This is a genomic window from Gelidibacter sp., from assembly GCF_039916245.1.
Lineage (GTDB): Bacteria > Bacteroidota > Bacteroidia > Flavobacteriales > Flavobacteriaceae > Gelidibacter.
This window is the reverse complement of the sequence record NZ_JBDSLS010000288.1, coordinates 1-9,026: the sequence shown is the minus strand read 5'-3', so window position 1 is coordinate 9,026 and position 9,026 is coordinate 1. Positions and strand designations below refer to the sequence as shown.

Sequence of the window (9,026 nt, the reverse complement as noted above, 5' to 3'; positions counted from 1 at the left end):
TACAAGCTTGGTTAAATCAGACTGGAAAATCGTTTATCACTATCAACCAGAAAGTGAGCCGCGCTATGAACTTTTCAACCTAAAAGAAGATCCATTTGAAGCTCTTGATCTATCGGATACCAATCCTGAACAACTCAAGATGATGATGACAGTTTTATCTCAAGAATTGAAGAGCAAAAAAGCACTTTATCCTGAAAAATATAAGCATACATTGGAATTGGTTATGCCGAAGTAAGCGATAAAGCACTGTTTTATTTTAGATAGATATTTGACTATTAAGAAGTGCTTTGGGACGAATCATTCTTTGAAAGATAGAATTGTTGGTGAAAAACACCAACAATGGCGCCAAAAAACACCATTAACGTCATAATCAAGAATAGTATAGAATGAATAATGTTTTGATTTCATCCCAATAACACTAAATTAGACAAATGGCAAAAACGTTTTATACCATTTATGTGATTGAACTTTCAAAACGGGTTTTTACCGAAAACACAAAATTCAGGAATGCAAATCCTCAGTTTAATGGTGTCCTGCAATGTGTTTATGTTGGCATGACCAGTAAAACCCCACAAGAACGTTTCCTTCAGCATAAAACGGGCTATATCAATAAAAAGGGACATAAACTCTCCGCCAATATCGTTGAGAAATACGGATTGTATTTACGGCCAAGTCTCTACACGCATATTGATCCTTTTTTAAACAGAGCTGAAGCCTTAAAGGCCGAAGAACAAATTTCATTGGAACTACGTCGCGAAGGGTATGCGGTTTGGTTTAATTGAATTTTGAAGGTCTTGTTGGGATACACAAAAAATTAGGAATCTTACTTTTATTTTAGAAGTGTTTTTGCACGACATCAATACTAGACAATTCTATGAACAAAAGTTCCAAACCAGCCCGACGAACATTCTAGCGTGGTTTTAACTTATTCTGAGACTAAAAAAAAAAAACAATTTCAAACACATCCCTCATTCCCAATAACTTTCGTAACTTAATCCGTCCATTTAAAAACCCTTCATTATGAAAAATCTGTTTCTATTATCAGCGCTCATTTGTTTTTCATCAGCTATTGGCCAATCTCAAATTCCATCGGCAGAAAGTCAGATCAAAACAGCGCTCTATGCCTGTCCTGAAATGTATCAAGATGGCGCCAAAATTTTGGGCTACAATCAAAAAGGCGAACTTATAACGTTGCGCGAAGGCACCAACGAAATGATTTGTTTAGCCAATGATCCAGAACGAAATGGAATTAGCGTTTCCTGTTATAGTGACAAATTAGAACCTTATATGAGCCGAGGTCGTGAACTGGTTGCCGAAGGAAAAACCGAAGCCGAAAAGCGTGATATTCGCAAAACTGAAATCGATGCAGGAACCTTGGAAATGCCTAAAACACCAGCGGCTTTATATGTTGTTACGGCTAAAAAAGAGGATTATGATATGGGAACCGGCGAGCTAAAAAACAGTAGAATTCGCTATGTGTTTTACAAACCTTATATGACCTCTCTCGAAACCGGATTACCTACAAAACCTCAAGCACCAGGGATGCCATGGTTGATGGATGCAAATACCCACCGTTCGCATATTATGATTACTCCTCCAGCTCAGAATTAGTGATTTGCAGACTTTTAGATAAACTTACCGACGTTAAGCTGGGTATTATATATAGCTAACCTTATGGAAATGGTCGCTAAATTGTAATTCTTAAACAGATCTAAATGTCCGGTCGATATCTTTCCAAAAGATCCAAATACTTATTGTGGAGACGTAAATAGTTATGCAATAACGGTATTATTTCTCCGGTTTCGGATTTCTGATAATGTTGGGGAAGTGGCTCATATTTTTCCATCATATGGTCATGAAAATTTTCCAGCTTTAAAAAATAATCCAAGACATATTCGTAACCAGAAATATCAATGATAAGGTTTATTTCATCCAAGCGAAAAGCGATATGAGAATTGCTGTCCAAGCCTTCAACATCCATATCAAAAGTACTTATAAATTGATCTTCTTCGTTTTCGAAAAACCAGATCAGTTGATCTCGTTCAGTTTTAGCTACCTCAAAATCGATGAGCGCTTCTAGGACATGTTCGGATTTTGTCTTGATTTCTACAATATTGTCAAGTTTCCAAAGTGAAACATAAATTAAATTGAAGAGTTTAAAGGGGAAATTTGAAAACGGATCTAAGTCGTTTATAAAATCTCTCAGGTAAATAAATCCATCGTACCACGCGACAAACTCATCCAATGTAATGCCATCCTCTAAATTGCGCAATTCAGATAGCAATAGTTCATACTGTTCCTTGATTAAAAGATATTCATTATTTGGCGTGAAGAGCACTTTCTCATCTTCGTCGAAATCAAAGCTTAGATCATGTAGCTTTTCGAGACCAGTAAGATTGGATAAATCATTGCATACATAGATATCATCCACAGAATAATCATCTTTACTTTCGATAAAAATATCCAAATAATGTCCACTGTTTGATAAAAAAGTCATGCCTTCACATCCCTTATTGCAGCTTCCACATATACCGAAAAAAACATCATCAAAAGCTTGGCATCCGTCCTCTTTCACAGATTCAAAGGTGCTTTTTAAGGTACTAATAAAGAGCGATTTTGAAACTTCCATATAAGACTTTTCGTTGTCGAGTAGTGCATCGAGGGCATCGCTATCAAAATTCTTTATGGCTTCTATAACTCTTTTCTTCATTGCTTAAATGATAATTATGTCATATGGTAAAGACATCTTATTGATTAAAACAGATCCTATTTAATTATAAAAACAAATCGCTCTCACTTTACAATTCAAGTCCTTGCTCTTCAAAACTAATCCTTCACATCATGCATGACCAAAACTGGCACTTTCGAATTATAAGCAATTCCTTTAACCAATGGCTGATTAAGGATACCTGCAAAAAACTTATGCTTTCTATTGATGAAGGCCACCATATCACTCTCCCTGCCGAATTCGTCTAAAATCCGCGTTTCCAGCTCATTTAAATGTTCTCTTGAAACATCTCTAATAGGATCACGCAGACCAAATTGTGCAGCACTGGCCAATAGCACCTAGGTCAAATCATAAACCACCGGGGTATAAGCAGTGAACAAATGAAAAGTACAATGGTCATTTTCAAAAAGCTTGATCGCATACCTAAGGGCGTTCCATGAGTTATTAGAAAAATCAGTGGGCAGTAAGATATTTTTCATGATCTTTAGGCTAATTCTATTTATATAGAACGCGTCGAATTTTGCATCGCCAAAAGTGGAATCTTCAAATCCAAACTGACTTTGTCTATGGTTGACGGAAATAAAACATTTTCCAAAAACGAATATTGGGAATTTACCATGACCAACATATCCACTTGGTGCTCTTTTATGTAATTTCTTATGGCTTTGGCGACATCCTTTTCATTTATGGTATAGAAATTTAATTCGGTCTTACAAATGGTATCTTTTATAAACTTCTGATTATCCTCTTGACGCATGGATAATTTATCGCTTTTTGAAACATAGACCACATCAACCACACTTCTGTAGGATCCAGCCAAATCACATACCAGCTTCAACTCTCTGCGTTTATAAGGAATGAGATAATCGGTAGGAAACAAAATACGCTTTGGCTGAGTATTGGTATAATTGGCTGGAATGGCCAAAACAGGACATTGAACATATTTTAAAACCTGAAAGGTTTGGCTTCCAAAGACAATTTTTCGATCATCCGATTTGCCTTTCGTGCCCATAACGATCAAATCAATATCTTTCTCATTCACAATGCGACTGGCTTCCTCAACCAAGGAATTGTAGGCCGAAATGCTATGGTATTGGAATCTTGGGTTTGGCGAAATTTCCTTAACCGTTTTCAACAGGTTTTCCAATTTGGCTTCCGACTCGTTTTTAACACGTTCCAAAACCTCGTCATATACCTCACGCGACACTAAATCCTCATGATCATAGAATTCCTTTTGATAAACGTGCATAAAGTAAAACTGAGCGTTTTCATACTTAAAAAACTCCAAAGCATACCGAATGGCATTCATTGAGTTTTCAGAAAAATCTGTTGGAAAAAGAATAGAAACCATAGTACAGTATTTTATTAGATAATAAATTTAAAGATTTAAATCGTATAAAACCATGTTAAATATCATTTCAATGCTCTGAATAGTTAATCATTGAATATTATGGGCAAAGAATCGATGTTTTCAGAAATATTTATCGCTTTAAAACCAAAATTTGGATAACGCAATAGACGACAAATGGTGAAATCTGGATTCATTATGAAATTAAAAAGCATCAGAACACGTTGTAATTTATTCTAATTGCATTATTTAAAACCCTACGATTGCCAAATATTACTAGATACTTGTACTTAATTTCTAATACTTTGTACTTAATACTTTGTACTTAATGCCTAGTACACCACACCTAATGCATCTTATCGTGCATTACCAAAAACGGAATGCGGGTGTGATAAGTAATCTCTTCAATCTTGTTATGAAATAAAATTCGCTGAAAGTAATTGATGTTTTTTGCAACCATGGCCATCATTTTCACATTTCGACTCTGTACAAAACATTCAATGGCATCTTCAACATTTTTATTGGAAAGATTATAAAATTTGATTCTAAATTTACTGAAATACTCGTTCAACAAATCCTTGTTATCCTGTTGCTCGATACTCAACTCTGCGGCTTTGTTAGTAATATGAACCACCTGCAAACTAGACTTATGCACGTCTAAAATATTATGAAGTGGCTTTAATAGACGCACACCATAGGTCAATAAATAATCTATTGGAAAAGCAATCTCATCCAAATCAACAAACTGAGCATCTTCGGGAACGACCAATGTAGGACATTTCACCTTTTTTATGACATCTGCTGCATTACTGCCAACAATCACTTTTTTCAAGCCGCTAGCACCCTTTGTTCCCATAACAATCATGTCTATTTTTTTCTCTAATACATGGCTTCGAACAGATTCCACGAAAAAATTACAGTCAGTAAGTGTGAAAAAATGGTGGTTTTTAGACTCAGGGAATTCTGTGGCAATACGTTTCAAAAGTGATTTTAATTGCTTTTTCGCCGGCTTTGTAAACGTGTTTTCAACAAAATCCTTGTCAGTAATATATGGCGAATCACTTGCAGCGATATAACTTAAAACACTGACGTGCAGCAAGTAAAAAGTGCAAGATGTTTTCTCGAAAAACTTAAGTGCATAAGCGATAGCATTCCAAGAATTCTCTGAAAAGTCAGTTGGTAATAATATATTTTTCATGGCAATTCGTCATTATTATAATCAAATCAAAGTTATAGTGATGAATTTATTAATGAAATGATATTAGTCATGTTTGACTTTATTTAAGAATCCCAGTAAAATTAATAAATATATTTTAGAACAAAACACCTCCAAACAGAAGACATACAGTTGGTTATCCGAATAAAACCTTAAACTTATGAATGCGCAAATAGAGGTTATTTGCAAAGAAATCAACAACACTGTTAAAACATAGATTTCGCAAAAAACAGAATTGGTTTTACCATCGCATTTCAACTTCGACGATGAATGTTATTTTAAAGATGAGACCCCGCTAAAACGTGGGGTTAGTTCGACCAGCACATTTCAATTTTTCGCCATCGCCAAAAATTGAAATGGGGGTCTCACTAATATACATCCTGAAGTTTATGAAGGTCTATAATTCTTATGTTGCGCCCATCAATCTCAATAATACCTTCTTTCTTAAAATCAGAAAGGCACCTAATCAGCGTTTCAGTCGCAATACCAGCGACACTGGCCAAGTCTCCACGCGAAATTTTAATAGAATTTTCTGGTTTGTTGTTCAGTTTTTCAGCGAATTTCAGAATCGTACTTGCAGTTTTCTTCTTGACCGAACTATAAGCCATTTGCAATAATTGATCCTTAACACCCTGAAGATCGTCGGTAAGCAATTGCATAAGTTCTAAAGTAACATGTTGATTGGCGTCAAGAATTAGTTTTAATTGTTCTTTTGAAATCCCTAAAAGGACCACATCCCTGATAGCAGTTGAAGTTTCTTGATAAGGAACGTTTTGCATAAAGGAGGTGTATCCAAACATGTCAGCATCCTTATATAACGCGGTAGTCAGTTCTTTGCCCTGTTCATCAAAACGATGACATTTTACAACCCCTTCATGTATTAAATATATATAATTCGAATTTTGACCTTCGTTATAAATAACATCGCCCTGCTGATAATTATAAGAGGTGCCATGGGTTTCAAAATAAACACGTAAGTCGTTAAGCGTCTTGATTTCCCCAGCGCTTTTTTCAACTGTTTGAGATTCCATGTTTTCCTTAAACTCCTTTAAAATAGACGCCTTGGCCAATCGACTTTCAATGGCACTTACAAGTTCATCTTCACTAAAGGGCTTCGTAATATAATCGTCTGCACCCAAATTCATTCCTTTTCGAACGTCCTGGCGTTCAGTCTTTGCAGACAAAAATATAAAAGGTATAAGCTTTGTTTGTTCATTATTTGAAAGTGCTTCCAATACATCATAACCGTCTAGTTCCGGCATCATAATATCACAAACAATAACATCAGGATGTTCATGTCTTGCTTTTTCCAAGCCTAATTTTCCATTGGCGGCAACGATGACCTCGTAATCTAAAATTTCTAATAATTCGGCCGTATTTCCTCTTAATACCGCATCATCTTCTATCAATAGTACTTTTTTCATTAGTGTGCTATGTTTGGAACGCTTAATATAAATGTTGAACCTTCTTGGAATTTACTTCTAAAATGGATAGAACCGCCCAGGTTCTCGATATGTGATTTTACAATGTTGAGTCCGATCCCCGTACCCGGAGTCGTCAATGCATTTTCTGCCCTGAAATAACGATTGAAAATATTTTTTTGATCCATTTCAGGAATCCCAATACCAGAATCTGATATTTCAAAAACTGTATCCTTCAGGTTTTGTGCGATTTTTATAGTGACATCGGAATGTTCTGGGGAATATTTAATGGCATTATGAACCAAATTTGTCAAGGCCAATTCAATAGTTCTTTCATCCTGAACCAAGACGAGATCTTCAATATTATCCGGATATATAACATGCTGACCTTCTTTCAACAACATATTCGCATTATAAACTACTTCATTAAGCACTTTACTCAATCGAAAAGAAGTGAATTTATAGTTTACTTTTCCGGTTTCGAGTTTCTCAATGGATAGAAAATCGTTCAAAATGGAGTTTAAATAATGAACCTTATCGGAAATGATCTTAATATGCTTGTCACGGTTTTCTTGCTGATCACCACGAATGTACTTGCTCAGGAGAATTGAGGATGTTAAAATTCCGCTCAACGGTGTTTTAAATTCATGGGAAACCAAGGATAAAAACTTAGTTTTCAAATCATTAAGCTCCTTTTCATTTTCAAGTGCCGTTTTAAGCTGCTTGGTCCTCAAGTCCACCGTTTTTTCTAACTTTTGAGTGTAGTTTTTTTGCTCCGTAATATCTAAAATAATGGCAATATACACCTTGCGCTCCCCTAACATCGACATTTCTAAACTGACATAAACGGGATAGGTAGTGCCATCCTTTCGTGTATGAATCGCTTCAAACTCCACTTTATTCTCAATGTGACTTCTTAAAGGAGCACTTATCCTATAGAATTTTTTAAGGGAAAAGTTCGGCTTAATATCTAAGGCCGTCATATTCCTGAGCTCTTCTATCGAATAACCTAAGTTTTTTTGAGCGCCATAATTGACATTGATGAATTTTAAGGTCTTGAAATCAAAAACATATATCTCATTAAGCGAATTATCAAATATTTTGGTAAGGTAATTTCGCTCTTCCTCTGCATTCTTGCGTTTGGTTATATCATTTTGGATGCCAATATAATGAGTTATCAAACCCTCTCGATTTTTAATGGGATTGATATAAAGTTCATTCCAAAATAAAGTGCCATTCTTTTTATAGTTGCGCAAGGTTACTTGGCAGCTCTTCCCCTTTTTTACAGCTTTTCGTAATTTAGTGATGCCATCTTGATCTGTATCATCCGATTGTAAAAATCGACAATTCTTTCCTAAAATCTCTTCTGATGAATAGCCCGTCAATTCCTGAAAAGCAGGATTAAAATAGATAATCGGGTTGTCTTTTTGTAAGGCATCAGAAATTATAATCCCATTTCCCGCCGCCTGTAAAGCTTCACTCTTTATATTAAGATTTTCTTCAATATCCTTGCGAAATGTAATATCGGTAACAAGCGCCATGACATAAGTTTCGCCATATAACTTAAATGGATTCAGCCCTACCTCAACAGGAAATTCCTTGTTGTTCTTATTTAAGCCATAAAGGTAACGTCCGCGGCCCATCTTTCGTTTTTCAGTATGATTGAAAAATGACGTGAAATGATCAGAATGCTTGGGATGGTAGTTGTTTGGTATTAAAACATTTAAGGACTGCCCGATAAGCTCATTGGTTTCATATCCAAACATTGTATCTGCTGACGCATTTGTAGACACAATTTTTTGATCCTTATCTACCACCACAACACCTTCAGAAACGGCATCTGAAAGTACTTGTAAAATATCCTCTCGGTTTTTAAACATAGGCTGCACTAAGTTGATTTTTTAGAAGCGTGAAGATAGTTACTATTTAAGAAATTAGAAAAACTCATCTTCTAATATGTTATTATTTAACAATCTGGAAGTAAGGATAACATATCATGAGCAAGGAAAAAATCACAATGTAAACAACTGACAATAAGATATATGTCACAAATAAGCACTCTAAATAGGTTAATTTCAGTGCTCAATTGATTTCGAACATGAGAACAAATAAAAAAACATGAACTTAACATTTTATCAAAATACCGACAAGTTATTTTATGCCATTGCTGCCATAGACTTTGAAGTGAATGCGGCAGAAACAAACTCAATGAGTTTGTAAGAAACATTGACTGGACATTGAGGCCGTTGAAGATGCTTTTGGAACTGACGCTGCAAGTCAAATAGAAATTGTTTTTTATTGGCTCAATAAATA

General features: G+C 35.3%; 10 protein-coding genes. 3 read left to right on the top strand and 7 right to left on the bottom strand.

The window, feature by feature from the left end; genetic code table 11:
- The 3 genes from ABIQ28_RS14700 to ABIQ28_RS14690 form a co-directional block, all read left to right on the top strand.
- On the top strand, positions 1 to 235 hold a 235-nt coding region (locus ABIQ28_RS14700), incomplete at its 5' end, for a hypothetical protein (protein WP_348038621.1).
- Positions 236 to 431: 196 nt separating this feature from the next.
- Positions 432 to 782 (top strand): ribose-5-phosphate isomerase, encoded by a 351-nt coding sequence (locus tag ABIQ28_RS14695; RefSeq protein WP_348038619.1) that lies wholly within the window; start codon positions 432 to 434, stop codon positions 780 to 782.
- A 238-nt stretch (positions 783 to 1,020) separates the two neighbouring features.
- On the top strand, positions 1,021 to 1,611 hold the full coding sequence (locus ABIQ28_RS14690; RefSeq protein ID WP_348038617.1) for a hypothetical protein: 591 nt from the start codon (positions 1,021 to 1,023) through the stop codon (positions 1,609 to 1,611).
- 100 nt (positions 1,612 to 1,711) lie between these two features.
- Here the strand turns inward: ABIQ28_RS14690 and ABIQ28_RS14685 are convergent, their stop codons facing one another.
- From ABIQ28_RS14685 to ABIQ28_RS14655, 7 genes are all read right to left on the bottom strand, one after another.
- A complete protein-coding gene (locus tag ABIQ28_RS14685) occupies positions 1,712 to 2,710 on the bottom strand; it encodes a hypothetical protein (RefSeq protein ID WP_348038615.1) in 999 nt (332 codons plus the stop codon).
- A gap of 116 nt (positions 2,711 to 2,826) precedes the next feature.
- A complete protein-coding gene (locus tag ABIQ28_RS14680; RefSeq protein ID WP_348038613.1) occupies positions 2,827 to 3,066 on the bottom strand; it encodes a hypothetical protein in 240 nt (79 codons plus the stop codon).
- Positions 3,067 to 3,207: a universal stress protein gene (locus tag ABIQ28_RS14675; protein ID WP_348038612.1), complete on the bottom strand. Its 141-nt coding sequence runs from the start codon at positions 3,205 to 3,207 to the stop codon at positions 3,067 to 3,069.
- A 20-nt stretch (positions 3,208 to 3,227) separates the two neighbouring features.
- Positions 3,228 to 4,079, bottom strand: a complete 852-nt coding sequence (locus tag ABIQ28_RS14670; RefSeq protein WP_348038611.1) for a universal stress protein — start codon at positions 4,077 to 4,079, stop codon at positions 3,228 to 3,230.
- 343 nt (positions 4,080 to 4,422) lie between these two features.
- Positions 4,423 to 5,274, bottom strand: coding sequence for a universal stress protein (locus ABIQ28_RS14665; protein ID WP_348038609.1), 852 nt, complete (start codon positions 5,272 to 5,274; stop codon positions 4,423 to 4,425).
- A 386-nt stretch (positions 5,275 to 5,660) separates the two neighbouring features.
- Complete coding sequence (locus tag ABIQ28_RS14660; protein WP_348038607.1) at positions 5,661 to 6,716, bottom strand: response regulator; 1,056 nt, start codon at positions 6,714 to 6,716, stop codon at positions 5,661 to 5,663.
- Positions 6,716 to 8,593 (bottom strand): PAS domain S-box protein, encoded by a 1,878-nt coding sequence (locus ABIQ28_RS14655; RefSeq protein ID WP_348038605.1) that lies wholly within the window; start codon positions 8,591 to 8,593, stop codon positions 6,716 to 6,718. Before ABIQ28_RS14655 ends, ABIQ28_RS14660 begins: the two co-directional genes overlap by 1 nt.
- Between the last annotated feature and the right edge of the window lie 433 nt (positions 8,594 to 9,026).

Excerpts from the sequence above, each read along its gene's own strand:
- ABIQ28_RS14695 (WP_348038619.1), top strand. The coding sequence starts at position 432 with ATGGCAAAAACGTTTTATACCATTTATGTGATTGAACTTTCAAAACGG.
- ABIQ28_RS14690 (WP_348038617.1), top strand. The coding sequence starts at position 1,021 with ATGAAAAATCTGTTTCTATTATCAGCGCTCATTTGTTTTTCATCAGCT.
- ABIQ28_RS14685 (WP_348038615.1), bottom strand. The coding sequence starts at position 2,710 with ATGAAGAAAAGAGTTATAGAAGCCATAAAGAATTTTGATAGCGATGCC.
- ABIQ28_RS14675 (WP_348038612.1), bottom strand. The coding sequence starts at position 3,207 with ATGAAAAATATCTTACTGCCCACTGATTTTTCTAATAACTCATGGAAC.
- ABIQ28_RS14670 (WP_348038611.1), bottom strand. The coding sequence starts at position 4,079 with ATGGTTTCTATTCTTTTTCCAACAGATTTTTCTGAAAACTCAATGAAT.
- ABIQ28_RS14665 (WP_348038609.1), bottom strand. The coding sequence starts at position 5,274 with ATGAAAAATATATTATTACCAACTGACTTTTCAGAGAATTCTTGGAAT.
- ABIQ28_RS14660 (WP_348038607.1), bottom strand. The coding sequence starts at position 6,716 with ATGAAAAAAGTACTATTGATAGAAGATGATGCGGTATTAAGAGGAAAT.
- ABIQ28_RS14655 (WP_348038605.1), bottom strand. The coding sequence starts at position 8,593 with ATGTTTAAAAACCGAGAGGATATTTTACAAGTACTTTCAGATGCCGTT.